At 68.1% G+C, this 18,655-nt stretch carries 12 protein-coding genes; 2 read left to right on the forward strand and 10 right to left on the reverse strand.

Annotated features, from left to right (window positions below):
• Window positions 1-64 precede the first annotated feature (64 nt).
• Window positions 65-1,225 carry an MFS transporter gene (locus ASD86_RS25465; protein WP_056117265.1) on the reverse strand — a complete coding sequence of 387 codons (1,161 nt, stop codon included), beginning with the start codon at window positions 1,223-1,225 and terminating at the stop codon, window positions 65-67.
• A 524-nt stretch (window positions 1,226-1,749) separates the two neighbouring features.
• Here ASD86_RS25465 and ASD86_RS25475 point away from each other — a divergent pair.
• Together ASD86_RS25475 and wrbA are read left to right on the forward strand one after the other, a co-directional pair.
• On the forward strand, window positions 1,750-2,019 hold the full coding sequence (locus ASD86_RS25475) for a hypothetical protein (RefSeq protein WP_056117267.1): 270 nt from the start codon (window positions 1,750-1,752) through the stop codon (window positions 2,017-2,019).
• Between the two features lie 170 nt (window positions 2,020-2,189).
• On the forward strand, window positions 2,190-2,789 hold the full coding sequence (wrbA, locus tag ASD86_RS25480; RefSeq protein WP_056117269.1) for an NAD(P)H:quinone oxidoreductase: 600 nt from the start codon (window positions 2,190-2,192) through the stop codon (window positions 2,787-2,789).
• 156 nt (window positions 2,790-2,945) lie between these two features.
• Here wrbA and ASD86_RS25485 read toward each other — a convergent pair whose 3' ends face one another.
• The 9 genes from ASD86_RS25485 to ASD86_RS25525 form a co-directional block, all read right to left on the reverse strand.
• Window positions 2,946-5,084: an SWIM zinc finger family protein gene (locus ASD86_RS25485; RefSeq protein ID WP_082578715.1), complete on the reverse strand. Its 2,139-nt coding sequence runs from the start codon at window positions 5,082-5,084 to the stop codon at window positions 2,946-2,948.
• A complete protein-coding gene (locus tag ASD86_RS25490; protein WP_056117273.1) occupies window positions 5,081-6,202 on the reverse strand; it encodes a VWA domain-containing protein in 1,122 nt (373 codons plus the stop codon). The genes ASD86_RS25485 and ASD86_RS25490 overlap by 4 nt, the downstream gene beginning before the upstream one ends.
• On the reverse strand, window positions 6,199-8,694 hold the full coding sequence (locus ASD86_RS25495; protein WP_200957310.1) for a DUF5682 family protein: 2,496 nt from the start codon (window positions 8,692-8,694) through the stop codon (window positions 6,199-6,201). The genes ASD86_RS25490 and ASD86_RS25495 overlap by 4 nt, the downstream gene beginning before the upstream one ends.
• The gene (locus ASD86_RS25500; protein ID WP_056117274.1) at window positions 8,691-9,815 is read right to left on the reverse strand and encodes an AAA family ATPase; all 1,125 of its coding nucleotides are present in this window, start codon (window positions 9,813-9,815) and stop codon (window positions 8,691-8,693) included. Before ASD86_RS25500 ends, ASD86_RS25495 begins: the two co-directional genes overlap by 4 nt.
• 63 nt (window positions 9,816-9,878) lie before the next feature.
• Window positions 9,879-13,796 (reverse strand): DUF4132 domain-containing protein, encoded by a 3,918-nt coding sequence (locus ASD86_RS25505; protein ID WP_056117276.1) that lies wholly within the window; start codon window positions 13,794-13,796, stop codon window positions 9,879-9,881.
• 169 nt (window positions 13,797-13,965) lie between these two features.
• On the reverse strand, window positions 13,966-14,316 hold the full coding sequence (locus tag ASD86_RS25510) for a DUF1304 domain-containing protein (RefSeq protein ID WP_056117278.1): 351 nt from the start codon (window positions 14,314-14,316) through the stop codon (window positions 13,966-13,968).
• Window positions 14,317-14,520: 204 nt separating this feature from the next.
• Window positions 14,521-15,648: an NAD-dependent epimerase/dehydratase family protein gene (locus ASD86_RS25515; protein ID WP_056117280.1), complete on the reverse strand. Its 1,128-nt coding sequence runs from the start codon at window positions 15,646-15,648 to the stop codon at window positions 14,521-14,523.
• Window positions 15,645-17,027: an MFS transporter gene (locus tag ASD86_RS25520; protein WP_082578716.1), complete on the reverse strand. Its 1,383-nt coding sequence runs from the start codon at window positions 17,025-17,027 to the stop codon at window positions 15,645-15,647. The genes ASD86_RS25515 and ASD86_RS25520 overlap by 4 nt, the downstream gene beginning before the upstream one ends.
• Window positions 17,028-17,253: 226 nt before the next feature.
• Complete coding sequence (locus ASD86_RS25525) at window positions 17,254-18,651, reverse strand: hypothetical protein (RefSeq protein ID WP_157477131.1); 1,398 nt, start codon at window positions 18,649-18,651, stop codon at window positions 17,254-17,256.
• Window positions 18,652-18,655: the final 4 nt, after the last annotated feature.

An 18,655-nucleotide genomic window follows, 5' to 3' on the forward strand; every position in this document is an offset into this window, starting at 1 on the left:
AGAGATTGTTTAGGGCACAGCGGCTGTGTTTTTCTGAACTGAGTACCCGCGCGGGTTTAGCCGTTCAGGCCGCCTCGGCCTCGGGCGGCTCGCCGGCCGACATCAACACAAACCCCAGCAGCACCGACGCCGCCACGATGCCCGCGGCGACATAACCCACTCCGCCGATACCGATCGCGTCGATCACCCGGCCGCCGACCATCGCGCCCACCCCGATGCCGAGGTTGGCGCCGGAAATGTTCAGCGACGCGGCGAACGCCGGCGCCTGCGGGGCCGATTTCATCACCCGCACATGGCTGACCGGGAACAGCGCCGCCTGGGTGATGCCCCACAGCGCCAGGGTCAGCGCGAACAGCGGCAACGAATGAATCGACGGCACCACCAGCACCAGGCCCAACGCCATCGGCACGCTGAAGATCAGCGAGGCGGCCAGCGGGTTGCGGTCGACGATGCGGCCGCCGAGGGTGTTGCCGATCAGGCCGACCGCGCCGAACGCCATCAGCGCCCAGCCGACCACCGAGCCGTCGAACCCGGCCAGCCGTTCGAACAAGTCGGCCAGGTAGGTGTAAGCGGTGAACATGCCGGTGAACAGCAGGATCGACAGCAGCACGTGACCGCTCACACGCGGATCGCGCAGCACCTGAAACTGCTCGAGCAGCTTCATCTGCGGCTTGTCGGCGCGGCTGTCGGGCAGAAACACGAACAGCAAGGTGGCCTTGAGCAAGGACGCGATCGCCAGCGCGACGAAGGCCGCGCGCCAGCCGAACGCATCGGCGATCAAGGTACCGGTCGGCACGCCGATCACGGTCGCGCAGATCACGCCGAACGAGATCACCGAGATCGCGCGGCCGGCGCGTTCCTGGCCGACCAGATCGACCGCGGTTTCGCTGGCCAGCGCCCAGAACACCGGCACGCCGAGCGCCGGAATCACCCGCGCGAACGCCAGCACGCCCAGGTTCGGCGCGATCGCCGCGATCAGGTTGGACGCGGCGAACAACAGCAGCACCACAATGAACAAGCGCTTGCGTTCGAAGCGGGAAAAATACGCGGTCAGAAACGGGCCGCTGGCGGCGACCGCGAACGCGAACAAGGTCACCAGCAGACCGGCCTGCGACACGCTCACGTTCAGATCGCGCGCAAGCGAGGGCAGCAGGCCCACGAGGATGAATTCGGTCGTCAGCACGGTGAAACCGGCCGCCGACAGCAAGATGATGGGCAACAGCACGGGACACTCCGCAGATGGGATCGCCGCGGCCAGGCGAATGCCGGGCCGGAGCGGGGTTCGGGGGAAGGAAGAACGCAGAAGGTCGAAGGCGCGCCGCGTGCCGGCGCATGGACCCACTTTAGGAAACGGCGGCACGCCGATAAACCGCGCCGCGTTGTTCGCATTGTTCTGGACGAAGGACGATGCGCGCAAGCCTTGGCGATCGTGGGCTTGGCGAATTCATCGCGAATCGGGACTCTAAATCCCGAATGACGGGCTTATCGCCTGCGTCGTCGAGCCAATACAATCGGGAAAAAAATATCGGCCATGCTCATCGCCGCTATGGCTCGGTGATACATGAGCAGATGCCGATCGCCTGAAACCGCACCCACCCGATCGCCGGCGCGAAGAACGCAGCAAGCATCGCAGCCAGGGCATGCACCGCGGCCACTGCAAGAGGATACCCAAGACAAAGATTATCCGTGCATGCGATGAAAAATTGCGTCATAAGCATGTCGGCGGTCATTCGCAACACACAAGGAAGCATGAGCGTGCCCCAGCCAGACGAACCGCGCCCTCGGGTCAAACAGGAGCGCATCCCCTACTTTTTCCTGGCCGCGGTGTCGATGCTGTTTCTGCAAAGAATCGCGAAACTCTGGAACGGCCCGTTCTTCGGTCCGAATCTCTACGACGAATTGGCGATCGCGGGCGCTGTCCTCGCCGTCGTTTCATTGCTTTTGCGCGAGCGGCTGTGGCTCTTGTCGGCCATTATTCTGACGGCCAATCTCTTCATCTTGTCGCTGAAGTTCTGGTAACGCGGTAACGAGCACCGTTCGGGGCACGATCGCGCCATGGCGCTTGAATCGCGCGGCGTCCGGCGGGCCGTTCCCACGAACGACCGCCTCGCTTCCTCGCCTGTCGTCACATCATTTGCAAGCGCGCCGGCCTAGCCTTGGTGGTTGATCCCCAACCCGAGGCGACGATCATGGCGAAGGTCCTGGTGTTGTATTACTCCGCTTACGGTCACTGCGAAAAGATGGCCGAAGCGGTGGCCGAAGGCGCGCGCGGGGCCGGCGCGCAGGCCGATATCAAGCGCGTTCCCGAACTGGTGCCCGAGGACGTCGCGCGCAAGTCGCATTACAAGCTCGACCAGGCCGCGCCGATCGCGCAGATCGCCGACCTGGAGCAGTACGACGCGATCGTGATCGGCACCGGCACGCGCTTTGGTCGCATGAGTTCGCAGATGGCCAATTTCCTCGATCAGGCCGGCGGCCTGTGGGCCAAGGGCGCGCTGCACGGCAAGGTCGGCGCCGCGTTCACCTCGACCGCGACCCAGCACGGCGGCCAGGAAACCACCTTGTTCTCGATCATCACCAACCTGCTCCACTTCGGCATGGTGATCGTCGGGCTCAACTACGGCTATGCCGGGCAGATGCGTCTGGACGAAGTGACCGGCGGCTCGCCCTACGGCACGACCACGATCACCGGCGGCGACGGCTCGCGTCAACCTACGCAGAACGAGCTCGATGCGGCGCGTTACCAAGGCCGCGAGGTCGCCGAGACGGCGAAGAAACTGCACGGCTGAGCTCGGTCGCGAATCGGACGGGGCGATGTTCGCCCCGTTCCTCGCTCAACAGGCTCGCTAAACAGACTCGATCAGCTGGATTGCGTCGACTGACTCGCTTCAACCGAGTCGGTTCGACTCAATCGATTCAATCCCGCTTGGCTAAAATCAATCCACTCAAGCCGGTTCGACCGCATCGCGATACACGCCATCGAGCGCCAGCACCAGCAGCGCCATCCGCTCGGGCAAACGCGCCGGATCGACCGCGCCCGCCGCATCGACGGCATCGCCGAGCAGGCCGGCGATGCGGCGCAGGCCGGCGTGTTCCAGACCGGTCGCTAATGCGCGCATGCGTTCGCGCGCGGCTGCGTTCTGATGACGCAGTCCCTGCCGCAGCCACGCCGCCAATTGCTGACGGGTCTGCTCGACCTGATGCGCGAGCGCACTGCCGGTGTCATCGAGCACCTGCATCGGCAAGGCTTGCGCCGGCGCCGATTCGGCCTGCAGCACCAGCGCGCGTTGCTCGGTGATCAGCGCCAGCGGCAGCAATTGCAGATGCCCGGCCTGCAGGCGCGCGAGGCCGGCGACCGCGCGCGGCGCGCCCCATTCGCCGCTCAAGACGCGCGCCAGCACATCGACCGCGCCGACCGCGGCGGCCGAATGCGGCAAGGCCAATCGCAGGCAATCGGCCGGATCGATTTCGCTCGCGCCCTCTTCGCCGCCGCTGCGCAGATGCGCGCGAAAGGTCTGATCGGCCGCGTCCCAGCCCCAATCGAACACCGCGTCGACCGGCAGCACGTGCAGGTGTTCGATCGCCTGCGGCGGACGTACAAAATCCGGCAAGGCGCGGCGCAGATGCGCGCTCAAGGCGCGCGCGCCGGGTTGGCGCAACGGCGCGCGCAGTTGCTCCCAGGACTGCGGCGCGAGCGGCAGCACATTGGTCTGGCGCGCGCCGGCGGCGATATCGATCACGCCGTTGGCGCGGCGTTTCGCCCCGCGCGTGACCACCTGTCCGCTGGCGAACTGACGCAACGTCTGCCCGGCGATGCGCCGCGCCATCAGCGCGGTCGGCGCCGCGGCCGCACTCGCGTCGGCGCGCGGCCACTGCCGTTCCAGCACGGTCACGCTCTGGGTATCGGGATCGGCGAACAACACCCGCACGCCTTCCGCCTCCTGGTCTTGCCAGCATTGCGCACCCAGCGACACCAGGCGCAGATGATCCAGCGCGACTTCGCCCTTGACCCCGATCCCGAAAATCTGGCTCGCCGGCAGCGGCGCGATGCCGCCGTCGGCGCGCGCGCGTCCAGCCTGACGCGCGGCGTCGACGCGCGCGGTGCATTCGGCGACCGCGTCGAGCAATTGCAAGGGATCGAAGCGGGTCGAACGCGCGTGCTGCGCGATCAGCAGATCCTGTAGGCGCTGCAGCGACGCCAGCACCCAGCTCCAGCCCAGTTGCGCGCAGCGCTGGCGCAGGCTTTCGAACGGCGCCTCCAGCAGCAGCGGCGATTGGCTCGATCCGTCCATCCACAGGCGCAGGCACAGTCTGCCGAGTTCGTCGCGCAGCGCTTGCGCCTGCGCGTCGAAGCCGACGATGTCGCCGCGTTCGCCGTGCTGACGCGGTTGCAGTTCGATGGTCGCCTCGGCGCCCTCGTCCTGGCTCGTCTGCCATTGCCGGAACGCCCACACCGCCAGCACCACGTGTTCGCAACCGCTGCCCTGGCGGCAATCGCAACGCGCATGCAGCAGACTGCTGCGCGAAAAGAACCGCACCGAGCACATCGGCAGGCGCGCGTTCGGCGCGTCGTCGCCGAGCCCGGCCTGCAACGCGATCACCGGCCGCGCGGCGGCGAGGCGCGTGGCGATGTCCACGGTCGCGGCGGGGAAAGCGGCGGCGATGGCGGCATCGTCGAAGTCGGCCGGGGTCCAACGCTGCGGCGTCGCGGCGGCAGCGGGCGCGCTATCGCCCTGCGGATCGCCAACCGCATCGTTCGCGTCGGACACCGGCGCATCGGCCGCATCCGTACTCACCGCATCGCGCACCCAACGCTGATAAGCCAACACCAGCGTCACTCGATGCCGGCACAGTCCGCTGGCCGGACAACTGCACACCGCCTCGCGCAAGGACCGGCCCGCCGCCAAAGTCGCGTGCTGGCCATCGTCGTAATGCGCGCGCACCGCGCCGTCGTCGAGTTCCTCGACCCGCGGCATCCGGCCCTCGTCGAGTTCCTTCAATGCGCGCTTGACGAAACCGGCGTTGGCCAGCGCGATCAGCGCATCGGTGGACAGTTCGAGCAGATCCGGACGACGCGGGCTCATGCGCGCACCTTCTCGGCCAGCCACGCCGCCAGTTCGCCCGGCGTCATCGCGCCGACATGCGCGCCGGCGGCCACCAGGCGCGCGGCCATATCGCGATCGAACGCGGGCCGCGCCTGCGGATCGAGCGCGGCCAGGCCGAGCACCTTGACTCCGGATTCGACCAGCGCCTTGACCCGCCGCACCAGTTCGTACTTGCTGCCGCCTTCGAAGAAATCGCTGACGAGCACCACGATGGAGCGCGCCGGATTGGAAATCCGCGACTGCGCATACGCCACCGCCTTGGCGATATCGGTGCCGCCGCCGAGCTGCACCTTCATCAGCAGCTCGACCGGATCGGCCACGTCCGCGGTCAGATCGACCACGGCGGTGTCGAACGCGACCAAGCGCGTGCTCATGCCCGGCAGATTCCACAAACAGGCGGCCATCACCGCCGAATGAATCACCGAATCGACCATCGAACCGCTCTGGTCGATCAGCAGCACGATCTCCCAGCGTTCGCTGTGGCGACGACTGCGGCTGACGAACGCCGGTTTGTCCAGGAACAGGCGGCGGCGTTGCGGATCCCAGCGATGCAGGTTCTCGCGCACGGTGCGGCGGAAATCGAAATTGCGCGCGATCCGCTGCGAAGAGCGGCGACGGCGATCGCGGGTGCCGGAAAACGATTGCCGCACCTGGGTCTGCAGTTTCTCCATGATCCGCCGCACCACTTCGGCGACCAGCTTGCGCGCCGCCGCCAACACCTGCGGATTCATCAGATGCTTGGTGTGCAGGACCGCGCGCAGCAGCGATTCGGACGGTTCGATGCGTTCGAGCACATCCAGGCTGGTGACGATTTCGTCGATGCCGTAGCGCTCTACCGCGTCGCGCTCGAGGCGTTCGATCACCTCCTGCGGAAACAGCGAATGCACGGTGTTGATCCAGTCCGGCACGCTCAGCGCCGACGGCCCCAGCCCGCCGCGCTCGCCGCGTTCGCTGCGTTCGGGATCGCGGCCGTACAGCCATTCCAATGCGGCGTCGGCGGCGGCGAGTTCGCCTTGCGGCGCGCCCAGGCTCGGATCGGCGGCTTCGCCGAGCAGCAGGCGCCAACGTTGCAGCGGATCGGGCAAGTCCAGGCTCATTGCGCGGCCTCCTCGTCGGCGATCGCGTCCAGGCCCCACTCGCGCAGACGTTGCAGCACCTGCGCTTCGATCCGCGCGGCCGCGGCGACCTGGGCCGGATCGGCGGCGAGCGTGGCGGTCAGCGCGCGCTGCGACAGGTGATCGGCGCCATGCAGGCGCAGCACGCTGTGCGCCAGTTCGCCGCGTTCGCGCGGCGGCAGCCAGGCGAATGCGCCGCGCATCGCCGGCAGCGCCAAAACGAAGTCGGCGTCGTCGAGCGCACCGATCAGGCGGTCGAGCCCGCTGACGAATTCGCGCTCCTGGGTCAGCCGTTCGCGCGCCAGCGACACCAGCCCGGTCAACGCATCGCCGAGCCGTGCTGGCGCGAGCGCGCCGAGCAGATGCAGCGCCTGCGCGATATCGTCGGGTTCCTGCCCGCCGCGGCCGGCATGCAGATCGAACAAGGCGCCCAGCGCGGCGCCGCGTCCGAGCGGATCGGCCTGCGGGTCCAGCGCCTTGCGCCGCAGCACCGCCAGCGCGCGCGCCGGTTCGATCTGCAGCCGCGGTCCGCGCCGCGGCGTATCGGTATCAGTGTCGTTGTCGACATCGGCATCGGCCAGCGCGTCGCGCACGATGTCGCGCAGCACGGCGATGGTGCGCAGGTGCGGGCCGGCGTCGGCCGCGACGATGCTCGCGGCCGGTTCCAGCAACCACAACGCGCGATCGAAGCCGGCTTCGATCGTCGCCGCCAATACCGGCGCGCCGCTGATATCGAGCAGGTCGCCATGCCGCCACAGCGCATGGATCAACTCCAGGGCCGCGCCGATCGCCTCCAGCCGCGGCTCGGCGCCGATCGCCGCGCGCAGATCGCGCAGCAAGCCGTCGCTGACCTCGGCCAAGCCGGCGAATGCGGCCGCATCCAGTGCCTGCGCCAGCGGTTCGACCCGGCCCTGCGCCGCGCGCAGCCGTTCTTCCAGGCGCGCGCGCGCCGCATCGAGCAAGGTCGCGCCGTACGCGCCGGCTTCGATCAAGGCCGCCTGCTGCTCCAACGGCGCGCGCAACTGCCACAGCTCGCGGCGTTCGCCCGACATTGACAGCCGCGGGCCCTGGCGACGCTCGATTCCCGGAATCTGCAACAGCAAAAGACGGTGCAGCACCCGACTGCGCGCCCGATCGGCGCTGTCGAGCAGATCCAACCGACGTTCGCCGTCGAACGTCAGACCGTGCGCGGTCAGTTCAGCCTGCACCGAAGCCAGCAACGGCGGCTGCGGCGTGCCGGGCGCGAGCAAGCCGACCGCGTCGCCGGCGATCACGTCCATGACCTGCATCAGCACCGGATCGGTGCCGGCACGGATCGGCCCGCGATAACTCCACGGCAAGGGCGCGTCGAGCGCGTCCTTGACCAGCGCGCCGGCGATCGCGTCGAGCCAGTCCGAACGCAGCGGATCGGCATGCCCGCGCAGACGCGCCAGCGCCTGCGCGTGGGTATGCACGGCGACGAAATCCGCGGTCGAGGCCGGCAGGTGCTTGCCGCGCAAGCGCGCCAATACGCGTTGCAGCATGCGCAGGCCGGCCTGGGCCATGCCCGATTCCCACACCCATTGATAGAACGCCGGCGACGACATGCCCGACGCATATCCGGTGAACGCATCCAGGCGCTTGAAACCGTAGGGCACCAGGAACGAGCCGTAGCGCAACGGCGGCGCCTGCGCGGACGCGGATTGATCCTGCGCATCGTCAGCGAGATCGAGTTCGGGCACCGGCGTGGCCGGGCAACGCAACCCATCATCGTCGCGACCGAACGTTTCGACGTCGACCTCGCGCCACATCCGCGCCAGGGCCGGCGCGTGATAGCCGCCGCACACCACCAGCACCGGCCCGTCCTCGCGCGCCATCGCCCAGGCGATCCAGCGCGCCATCATCTCTTCGCGCGCGGCGTTGCCGGGCGAACCCGGATCGTCGTGGCGCAGATGTTCGAAGTACGTGTGCAGCCGCTGCGCCAAGGCTTCGTCGGGACCGTCGAGATCGTGCGGCGCATCCTCGAACAGGTGGTCCCACAACGCGTCGCGGCCGTCGATCGACAGCCGTCGCGACAGTTCGTCCTCATACGCCTCGGCGCGATCGTGCGCCTGCGCATCGGCTTCGTCGGCGTAGCGGTTGGGCAGCTCAGCGAAGGCCTCGTGCCAGGCCGGCAGATCAATGAAACGCGCCTGCGCGCCGACTTCGCGGGCGACGCTGAGCGCCTGCCATTCGGGCGAATGCTCGGCGAACGGCGACCACGAGCCGCGATGCAGCGGGCCATGCGACAGATAGCTGTAAATCGCCAGCGGCAGACGATGCGGCAGATGCAGTTCGTCGATGCGCGGGTTGAAGTCGGCCGGGCCTTCGATCAGCACATGACGCGGACGCAAGGCGCGGATGCACGCGGCCACCAGCCGGGCGCAGGCCGGGCTGTGGTGACGCACGCCGATCACCACCGGCGCGCGCGCGGTCGCCATCGCCGACGCGCTCACGGCAGGCGGTGCCGCGCCTCGTAATAGGCGCGCCAATGGCTGCCGCCTTTCTTGGCCACTTTCTGTTCGAAATAACGGCGCAGCTTGGCGCGATCGTCGGCATCGTCCTTGACCACGGTGCCGGCAATGCAGTCGACCAGATCGGCCGGCGAGCCTTCGCGCTGTTCCAGGAACCACGCGCGCACGCCGACTGCGTGGGCGACGTTGACCGCCTCGGCGGTGGACATCACCGCGTTGAGCCGGTCCATCGCGCCGTCGCTGCGGGCCGCGCCGCTGTCCTTGCCGCGCAGGTCGCGGAAGGTTTCCACCAGCAGTTCCAGCACCTGGGTCGGCACCGATTTCGGAATGCCGCTGCGCGCGAGCAACCGCGCCGAGGCCTGTTCGACCAGGGCGAGCTCGCGTTCGAAATCGAGGATCGGAAACACCGTCTCGAAATCGAAACGGCGCTTGAGCGCGGCGCTCATTTCGTTGACGCCGCGGTCGCGGGTGTTGGCGGTGGCGATGATGTTGAAGCCGTCGCGCGCGTACAGCATGCCGTCCTCGCCGGACAGTTCCGGCACCGCCATGACCCGGTCCGACAGCATGCCCAGCAGGCAGTCCTGCACTTCCTGCGGCGCGCGGGTGATTTCCTCGAAACGCACGATGCGGCCCTCGCGCATGCCCTGGTACAACGGCGCCGGCACCAGCGCGCGCGGGCTGGGGCCTTCGTTGATCAGCAAGGCGTAGTTCCACGAGTACTTGATCTGATCCTCGGTGATCGAGGCGCCGCCCTGGATGGTCAGGGTGGACACGCCGCTGATCGCGGTCGCCAGCAGTTCCGACAGCAGCGATTTCGCCGTGCCCGGCTCGCCGACCAGCATCAGCCCGCGGCCGGTGGCGAGCGTCACCAGCATGCGTTCGATCGACGCGACCGGCGCGACGATCTTGCGCTCGATACTCAGGCCGTCGTCGCCGAGCACGAACGCGCGCGCGGCTTTCAGGCTTAGCGCCCAGCCGGGCGGACGCGGGTCGCGGTCGCTCGCGGCCAAGCGCGCGAGTTCGTCGGCGTGCAGCAGTTCGGCCGGCGGGCGTTGCAGATGCGACGGCGTGGATGCGGGAGTAACGGTCGGAGTCTTGGCCATGTGGGCTAGTCGTGTTCCATGAAAGCGGCGAGGTCGATCAGCGCTGACGGGTTAGTTGAAAGCTCAGGCGCGCAGCGCTTCGAGGTCGCGGATCAACTCGCTGGCCGAGATAGGATCGAGCCCGGACAAGCGCTCGGCGGTCTGCATGTTGCCCCAGCTCGACGGTTTGCCGATCTGCACTTCCTGCAGGGTCTGCTCTGGGTACTCGTCGACCAGGCCGACGATGATGCCCGGGTCGAGGGTCAGCTCGATCACCCAGTCGCGGCCGAGCGGCTTGCTGAAGTACCAGATGCCGCCGCCGTCCTGCGCGGTGCCGCGGCGCCAGCCCTTGTTGACCAGGCCGAGCACGCGCCCGGTCGGCACCACCACGCCCTTCCAGCGCAGCAGCTTGTCCTGCTCGCGTTCGGCCGGATCCAGCGCATGCACGTCGCGGCCCATCTGCGCGAACGGCTGCAGCAGTTCGTAATCGGCGAACAGCTGGCCGAACGCTGCCGCGTCGGCGGCCGGCAATTCCAGCGCGTGCGGCAGGCCGATGCGCACGCTGTCGCCGCACGGCAACTCAAAGCCATCATCGCCGGCGGTGGTGTAACTGGCATCTTCGGCGACGCGGAAACAGGCCTGCAGTCGGCCGCCGTAACCGGCGTCGTCGGCATCGGCCTCGTACACGCCCCAGACCAGGCGCTGGACCAGATGGCGCAGCAACGGATGGCCGGCGAGAAATTGCTCGAACACCTCCACCGTCCAGCGGCGCCGGCTGCACATCGCCACTTCCAGCCGCAGCACCTGCTGGCTGGCGATGGTGCGCACGTCCTTCTTGAGCAGCTTGAAGCGCTCGGTGGCCTGTTTCGACAACTCCGCGTCGTCACTCTTCTTCGGCTTGGGCAGATCGGCCAGGCGCGCGCCGTCGCTGTCGCGCACGTACGGCTTGAGCGCCTCGTCGAAACCGACCCGGAACTGACGCGCGCCGAAATCCAGCAGCATCGTGCCGTGTTCGTCCAGGCCCAGGTCGGGCGCCAGCCGGTCCTCCAGTTCTTCCGCGCTCAGGCCGCGCGCCTGCGCGATCTCTTCGATCTTCTCGCGCGCCTTGTCCTGCAGGCCCTTGAACTTGACCTTCTGGGCGATGCCGTTGAGCAACATCAAGGCCACGTCGCTGCCGATCCCGGCGAGCACGTCGAGGCCGGCGACCGCGCGCGCATGCGCGGCCTCGCCGGGCCAGGCGCGGATATACGGCGTGAGCCGGCGCGCGGTGTCGTCGTTGCCGATCAGCGCCAGCACGTTCATCGCCCAGCTGTCCTTGGACGGCGCGCCGGCATAGAGCCAGGCACCGAACGCGTCCCAGCCGAAATCGGCCAGCGATTGGGCGATGCAGGCTTCGCGCAATTGCTCGATCCCCGGATACACGCCTTCGTTGCTCGGAAACGCGAACATCGTGCCGACGTGATCCAGCGCCTGATCCGGCAACGCCTTACCGTTGCGCAGCAGCGGCCGGCGCCAACCGCGCGGCTGCCAGAACGCCGGCAGCGGCGCGCGTTTGCTCGGATAACGGTCGAGCGGATTCTCGATCAGCATCGCCTCCAGCGCCGCGCTTACGTCTTCGCGCTGATAGCGCGCGGCGACCTCGCGCAGCAGCGCGCCGTGGCCTTGCTCGTCGAGCAGGCGCAAGCCGGCGGCGGCGCAATCGCGTGCTTCGCCGGCCTTGCCGATCGCCGGCGCGATCAGGCCGCATGCCGCGTATTCGGGATTGGCCAGCAGCCAACGACGGCCGATATCGCGCACGCTCTTGAGCTTGGCGAACGCGCGCGCCATCAGCGGCGCGAACTCGACCGTGCCCACGTGCAGCGCCACCTGCAGATGCTCGCTCGGGCGCCGCCGCACCGCCGCGCTCACGCCGGGCAATGCCGACAGGCCGAAGCGCGCGAGCATGTACTCCACGCCGTAGTCGCTGTCGCCTTCGCCAGCCAGCGCATTCCACACCGGCACCGCCAGTTCCTCGGGCAGTTGCCCCACTTCGGTGCCGTCGATCGGCATCCAGCTCCAGCCCGTGGTCTTGCGCACGGCCTTGTAGCGCTGCCACGCATCGACCAGGGTCTGACTGTCGCGCGCGCGGATCGCCTTCGCGGCGTCCTCGAGGATCGACTTGTCCTTGACGTCGCGACCGTTCAAACCGAGCAGCGCGGCCATCGCCAATGCGTCGTTGCCGAGCTTGCCGAAACGCTCGCGCTTCCACTGCCCCACATCCTGCGCGGCCTCGCGTTCGGCCGGCGTCCAATGTTCGACCGCGGTCAGCGGCAGCGGCTCCAGACCGGCCACCGTCAACACCTTCGGCCGCGTGCCGAGCCATGGCGGCGCCGCCAGCACCGGGGGCAATTCGCCGGGTTCGGCGGTTTCGGCCGGGCCGCTGAGTTGGGCCAGCAGTTTGTCGATGGTCTGCGCCGCGGCCGGACTCAGCCACGGCCGCAACGCCGGCACCTGATCGGCGCGCGCGCGCAGCAGCGCGGTCAGGCTCGGGCCGAGCAGCACCGCGTCCTTGCCGCCGTTGGCGATGACCCGCGCCAGCCCGACCATCGCCGCGCTCGGCCAACGATTCACCGCGCGGGTCAGACGCGCCAGCGTGTTCTTGCTCAGACTGGCCGCGGCCGCCAGCGCTTCGATCGCGTCGGGCGTGCCGATCGCGACCAGCGCCTCGCCGGCGGCATCGTAGCCGGCACCTGGGGCGAGCCGGTCCAGCGCCTCCACCCCGTGCTCGATCAGCACCGTGGCGATCATGTCCGTGTGGCCGAAGAACGGCGTATAGCCGTCGGCCTTGACCTTGCGCGCGATCGCGATCGCGGCCGGATCGGTCGCGCTGAGCTGCAGCCAATGCAACTGCGCCGGCGCGTTGGCGCCGCCGTAGCGATGGGCCAGCTCGTTGGACAGTTCCGGCCGGTCGGGCAACAGCAGCGCCATGCTGATCTGGCGCGAGGGATGCAATTGCGGCAGCACTTCGACGATCCGCTGCACGCACTCGTCGTACAGCGCCAGAGGCGCGGCGGCCAGATGCTCGCGGAACGCGAGTTCGCCTTCACTGAGCGGGCCGCGCCAGCTCTCGCCGATCGGTCGCTCGGGATCGGCGGTGAGGAAACGTTGATGCGTCTGCGTCGCGCGGTCCCAATCGGTGCCGACGACCAGCGAGCGCTGCACCTCCAACAAATGTTCAACCGCCTTGAGCAAGCCATGACGCGCGACGAGGAAACCCACGAACGGCACGCCGGCGTCGTGATCGCCGTAGTACATGGCCAGCGCGAGCAACGCGGCGGTGGACGCGTCCGAGCCGTCGGGCCGGCGCGATTGCAGGCGTTCGCCGGCCTCGGCCAACGCCGCCTGCCAGGCCGGATCGGTCTTGCTCAGTTCGATCCGGTTGCCGTTGAGCAGGATCTCGCGCGCGGCCAGCCACAGCTTGAGCGGATCGGTGTCGGCGATCGGCTTGGGATGACGCCGGGTGGGCAGGGCCAGTTTGATCAGGTCCGGGCCGATGTCGAGCGGTACGCCATCGTTGAGCCACGGCGGTGTGTCGGATGCGGCGGCGACGGGCGCGGTGGTCGCTTCGGCAACGAGGTTCGTTGCGATGGCGTTCGGCGCGGCGACAGGTGCGGGCTCGGGTGCTGCGACTTGCGCGGCTGCGTTCGTCGATTCGGGCGATGGCGCGGATGTCGCGACCGTCTCGGCCGCCGGTTCGGGCTTAGGTTTATCGGGCTTGGGTTTTTCGGCGGTCTTGCCGATGCTCGCGCCCGCGGCGGCGACGGACTCCACATACCCCTTGCCGGTCTTCTCGTCGATCAACTTGATCAGCGCCGCGGCGGCCTTGTTCGCATCGGCGAAGGCCTTGGTCTGGCTCTGTCCGGCGGTGCCGATGCGGCCCCAGCGGATATTGAGATCGCTACCGTCCTGCTCGGCTTCCCAAAACTTGCTCGAACTGCCTTCCACATACTCGAAACGACGCATCTCCACTCCTTGTCGGCCACGCCCTTGGCGCCGATCGCCCGCGTGGATCGGACCAGTTTAGCCGTTGCGCATGTCGTTTCGTGACGCTGTACGCGAAACAAGATCGAGTGGCGGGATCCGAACAAGAGGATCGGGCGACGGCATCAGCGGTATCTATCGGCGCCGCGGATCACAGCCACCACAACGCCGCAAGCGCGGCCAACGCCGGAACCGCCTGCACATAGAAAATCCGGCGGCTGACCGTGGCCGCGCCGTATGCGCCGGCGACCACCACGCAGGCCAGGAAGAAGGTCGCCACATCGATTCGCGCGCAGACCAAACCCCACACCAGGCCGGCGACCAGGAAGCCGTTGTACAGGCCTTGGTTGGCCGCGAGCACGCGGGTGATTTCGGCTTTTTCCGGCGTGTTGCGGAACACCTTCATGCCCAGCGGCTTGGTCCACAGGAACATTTCCAGGACCAGGAAGTACAGGTGCAGCAACGCGACCAGTGCGATCAGGACAATGGTGAGCCAATGCATCGGTCGGGTTCCTTGCGCGGGTGGATTCGCGCAAGCATACGGCTTTGTATGGCGGTGGTGGCGTGGGGTTTTGGGGTGCTGCCGGGCGATGTGTGAGGTGAGGCCGATATCGGAGCGATGTCGGCCTCTTGGTGGTGGCGCCGGGTTGTGCGGTGGCGTCGTCGCGGCTCATGCCGCTCCTACAGTGGGATACGCGGCTTTCGATCAGGTTTTGGCTTTCAAACTTTCGTGCCACGCCTTCAAGACTTCGGCTTCGCGCGTTGCGGCGATGCCGGCCTTCGGCTTGGCGCGACGTTCTTCGGGCAGGCCGCGCCACCAGTCCAGGGTGGCGCTCACGGTCTCGCGCAACGGACGTTGTTGCAGGCCCGCGGCGCGCGCCTTGGCCACCGAGGTGCGGCCGAATCCGGCGTATTCGCCGCGCGCGGGAATCCACGCCGGCATGTCCTGCCACGCCGATACTTTCTGCGCTTCGAGGAAATCCGCCGGCACCCAGGTCACGCTCGACTTGGCCTTGGCGGCGCGCTGGCATTCGCTCAACAGCGCGCCCAAGGTCAGCGAACCGGGCGCGCCGTCGGCGTTGTAGATGCCGTAGCGGCCGCCCTCGATCGTCGCCAGCAGGAACGCGGCCAGATCGCGCACGTCGATGAACTGGGTCGGGTCGGCGGCGCTGCCGGGGGCGAGGATCTCGCCGCCGCGATCGGCGCGCGCGGGCCAATAAGTGAAACGATCGCTGTTGTCACCGGGGCCGACAATCAGGCCGGGGCGCACCACGGTCGTACGCCCCGGCAATTCGCGTTCGGCCGCCTGTTCGCACAGCGCCTTGAGGCCACCGTAGGTTTCGCCGGTCACTTCGGTGACGTTCGGATCGGCGAGCACCGCCAGCGGCGAGGTCTCATCGTTCGGCGCATCGTTCTTGGCGTAGACCGAGATCGTCGACACGATCAGATACTGCTTGACCCGCGAGGCCAGCAGCTTGGCCGAACGGGTCACGTCCGCGGGCAGGTACGCCGAGGTGTCCAGCACCGCATCCCACTGTCGATCGCCTTCCAGCGCCTTCATGTCGCTCTTGCGATCGCCATGCAGTTGCTCGATGTCGTTGAACTGCTCGCCGGAGAACTTGTCCGGATTGGTCTTGCCGCGATTGAACAAGGTCAGCGTGTGGCCGTGCTTGCGCGCGATCTCGACGAAGTGCGGGCCGAGAAAACCGGTGCCGCCGAGCACCAGCAGCTTGCGCGGCTTGGGTTGCAGGATCGTGCGCGCGGACGACGGCAGCGCGAGCAGGCCCGCGCCGGCGGCGCCGGCGGCGAGGAAGTCGCGGCGACTGATGCTCATGATTCACCTCGTGCAGGTTGTTGTTCGGAAGAAGGGTCGGAAGACGGAAATTCGGAAGACGGCCGCGCGCCCGGCAGCCGGCGCTGCGCGCGCACGATGCTCCACGCGCCCGCGGTCATACCGAGCGCGGCGAGCAGGCCGGCGGCGAATACCGCCTGGGTGCCGAACAGGGCCACGCCCTTGTGCACCCAGGCGAAGGCAAGATCGGTACCGCGGAACACCGCGGTGTCGATCACCGCCTTGCCCTTGTAGCGCGACGGCCGGTCCATGCGCGTGTACAAGGTTTCGCGCGCGGGCTTGGCCAGGGCGAATTCGCTGCCGCGCTGCAGGACCTGCACGATCGCGACCATCACCGGCACCGGCGAGGCCAGCAGCACGCCGAAGCCGAGCAGCAAGGTCAAACCGGGCATCAGCAAGGCCGGCGCGACGCCGTGACGGTTCAACAGCCAGCGCGTGAGCAGCAACTGGGTCACGATCGCCAGCACGTTGACCGCGCTGTCGATGCGGGCGAAGTACGCGGTCGCCGCCACCGCGCTGGGATAGAACTCGCGCGCGATCGCCGCCTGCTGGTTGTAGAGCAAGGTCGCCGCGCCGACGCTGAAGAACAAGGTCACCGCCATCGCGCGCAACACCGGCCGCTGCCATACCAGCTTGAGCCCGGCCCAGACCGAACCGCCCATCGCGGCTTCGCCGCTGGTCAGCCCCTGCCGACGTTCGCGCGCCATCGCCCACGGCCGCAGTTGCACGATGCACAGCACGCATACCGCCAGGAACGCGATCGAGACCAGCAACAGATTCGCAACGCCCAACGGCTGCACCAGCTTCTGGGTGAGCACCGGCCCGATCACCGCGCCGGCGGTGCCGCCCGCGCCGATATAGCCGTATACCCGCCGCGCCTGCGCGTCGTCGAACACGTCGGCCATGTAACTCCAGAACACCGTCACCGCGAACAGATTGAACAGCGCGATCCAGACGAAAAACACCATGCCGCGTCCCGGCACCGCAGCGTCGAAGGCCCAGTGGAAGCCGAACAGGCAGGCGATGAACACGACGTACACCACCGGCAGGAACACCCGCCGCGGAAACCGCGCGACCAGCGCGCCGTACACCGGTTGCAGCAGCAACATGCTGACGAAGGTGGCGGTGAACAGCACCTGCAGCACGAAGTCCTTGAGCTGCCAGCCGTGCGACTGCGCCCAGTCGATCATCGCGTGCGGAAACACCGTCGCGGCATCGTTGGAAGCGCCCATCGCATCGCGGACCGGGCGCAGCACGTAGTAGCCGCACAGCAAGCAGAAGAAGTACAGCAGCGACCACCACAGCGGCGCGCTGGATGCGGGCGCGGCGTCGATATCGCGCGCTGTCTTCGCGCGGCTCATGCGGCGTCCCGGCCGCGTGCGCGCGAGGTTCGCCGCGCATCGCCCGCGACCTCAGTGTCCACCTCCCCGCCCTGCCCGCGTGGCTCGCGCATCATGCCGCTCCCGTTCCCCCGCCCAAACTAGCGCCGTCGCCCGGCGCCGACCTCTGCGGATGGTCATCCCAACCTTCGGCATGGGTGGTGACGGTTGACACGCTTGAGCGATGAGGGGCTGCCGCGACGTACCGCTACTCCTCGGCGTTGCGCCAACGCTCCTCGTTGCGTTTACTCTCACTGTATTCCTGCATACGCCCGGGCCGTTGCGCGATGGGCTCGGCGGGATCAATCCTGATGTACTGCGCTCCCGTCCGTGCCATCGCCCGCTGCACCTGCGGGTGATGCGCGGCGTCGGCGACCACGTAGACGCGCCTGCGATCGAGCCGGCCCGCGGGCACCGAGGCCGCGATTCGCCTCAGGTGCTGCACCAGCACATCCTGCGACGGACTGGCCAGCAGGATGGTGGAGGAATCGGCGTTCTCGTTCGTCAGATAGCCGGCGAGGCGCTCGAGCGTATCGGGCTGATCCGGATCGCCGGGCAGTCGGATCACCAGAGAGCGCGCATCGTAGGGCTTCGCGTGACTGTCCAGGCGCAGCGCCGCCTCACCCAGGTATCGGTACCAATCCGACACATCGTCTCCGCGCGGAGCCAGCAGCGGCGCGCGCAACCACGCTTCATACGCGGCGGCCTCGGCGCGTCGATCGGCTTCGTAGCGCTCCACCGCCTTGAGCGCGCCGGCCCAGGCCCGCGTGTCGCCCGGCAGAGGCTGGCCGGTGCTCAGATCGAACTGACGCTCGACGTAATCAGGTTCGGCCGACATGCGTTGACCGAAGCGCGGCACTACTACCTGTAGCAGCAGACGTCGGCCATCGGCGGAAATGCGGTGGTCACCGCCCCATCGGATCGAGCTGACGCTGCGTTCGAGCGTGGCGATGTACGGCTTGGGCAGGAAGTCCTTGAGCGCCAACGAGCGCAGCGCCTTTCCGCCGGCATCGTAGATCACCACCACGCGTGGGCCGAAGCCCACGCCGTGCCAATCGTCGATCGTGACCGCCTGCCCCGACGGCGACACCAGCGCATCGACCGGCGCCACCTCGTTGAGCAAAGGCCCGTCCCACACCGTGCGCCACTGACCGGCGTGCAGGCGCTGCATGGTCGCCAGCGCGGTTTTCTGCGTTTCGCCCGCGCGGCCGCCGGCGTTGTCGCGGTCGTCGACCTTGTCCTGGAAATAGTCCAGTTGACTCGCGATCGGCCGCGGCCGCACCTCCAGCCGCCAGTTACGGTCGGCGGAAAAATAACTTTTGACCACCGGCATCTCCCACGAATCAGCGCGCGCGGGCGGCGTCCACAACACGCCGATCAGCGCAGACAGCGCAGCGGCGCGCAACAGATTTTCGATCGTGTGCATGCAATCCCCTACATTCGCGCGCGCGTGGTGACCGCAGTGTTCCGTGACCGCCCTGCCCAGGCAAGGCCCAAAAATTCCGTTTTTTGGCGTAGGCCGACACGTTCCGCGGCCGAAGCGGATCGGCCACGCTTGACCGCGTCGGTTCGCGAGACTGGCTGCTTGCGCAACGCAGTCGTCCACCTCA

Source organism: Lysobacter sp. Root690 (genome assembly GCF_001427785.1).
GTDB lineage: Bacteria > Pseudomonadota > Gammaproteobacteria > Xanthomonadales > Xanthomonadaceae > Lysobacter.

Coding starts and splice junctions, on each gene's coding strand:
- ASD86_RS25520 (WP_082578716.1), bottom strand. CDS start 17,027: ATGAGCCGCGCGAAGACAGCGCGCGATATCGACGCCGCGCCCGCATCC.
- wrbA (WP_056117269.1), top strand. CDS start 2,190: ATGGCGAAGGTCCTGGTGTTGTATTACTCCGCTTACGGTCACTGCGAA.
- ASD86_RS25505 (WP_056117276.1), bottom strand. CDS start 13,796: ATGCGTCGTTTCGAGTATGTGGAAGGCAGTTCGAGCAAGTTTTGGGAA.
- ASD86_RS25515 (WP_056117280.1), bottom strand. CDS start 15,648: ATGAGCATCAGTCGCCGCGACTTCCTCGCCGCCGGCGCCGCCGGCGCG.
- ASD86_RS25485 (WP_082578715.1), bottom strand. CDS start 5,084: ATGAGCCCGCGTCGTCCGGATCTGCTCGAACTGTCCACCGATGCGCTG.
- ASD86_RS25475 (WP_056117267.1), top strand. CDS start 1,750: ATGAGCGTGCCCCAGCCAGACGAACCGCGCCCTCGGGTCAAACAGGAG.
- ASD86_RS25490 (WP_056117273.1), bottom strand. CDS start 6,202: ATGAGCCTGGACTTGCCCGATCCGCTGCAACGTTGGCGCCTGCTGCTC.
- ASD86_RS25510 (WP_056117278.1), bottom strand. CDS start 14,316: ATGCATTGGCTCACCATTGTCCTGATCGCACTGGTCGCGTTGCTGCAC.
- ASD86_RS25500 (WP_056117274.1), bottom strand. CDS start 9,815: ATGGCCAAGACTCCGACCGTTACTCCCGCATCCACGCCGTCGCATCTG.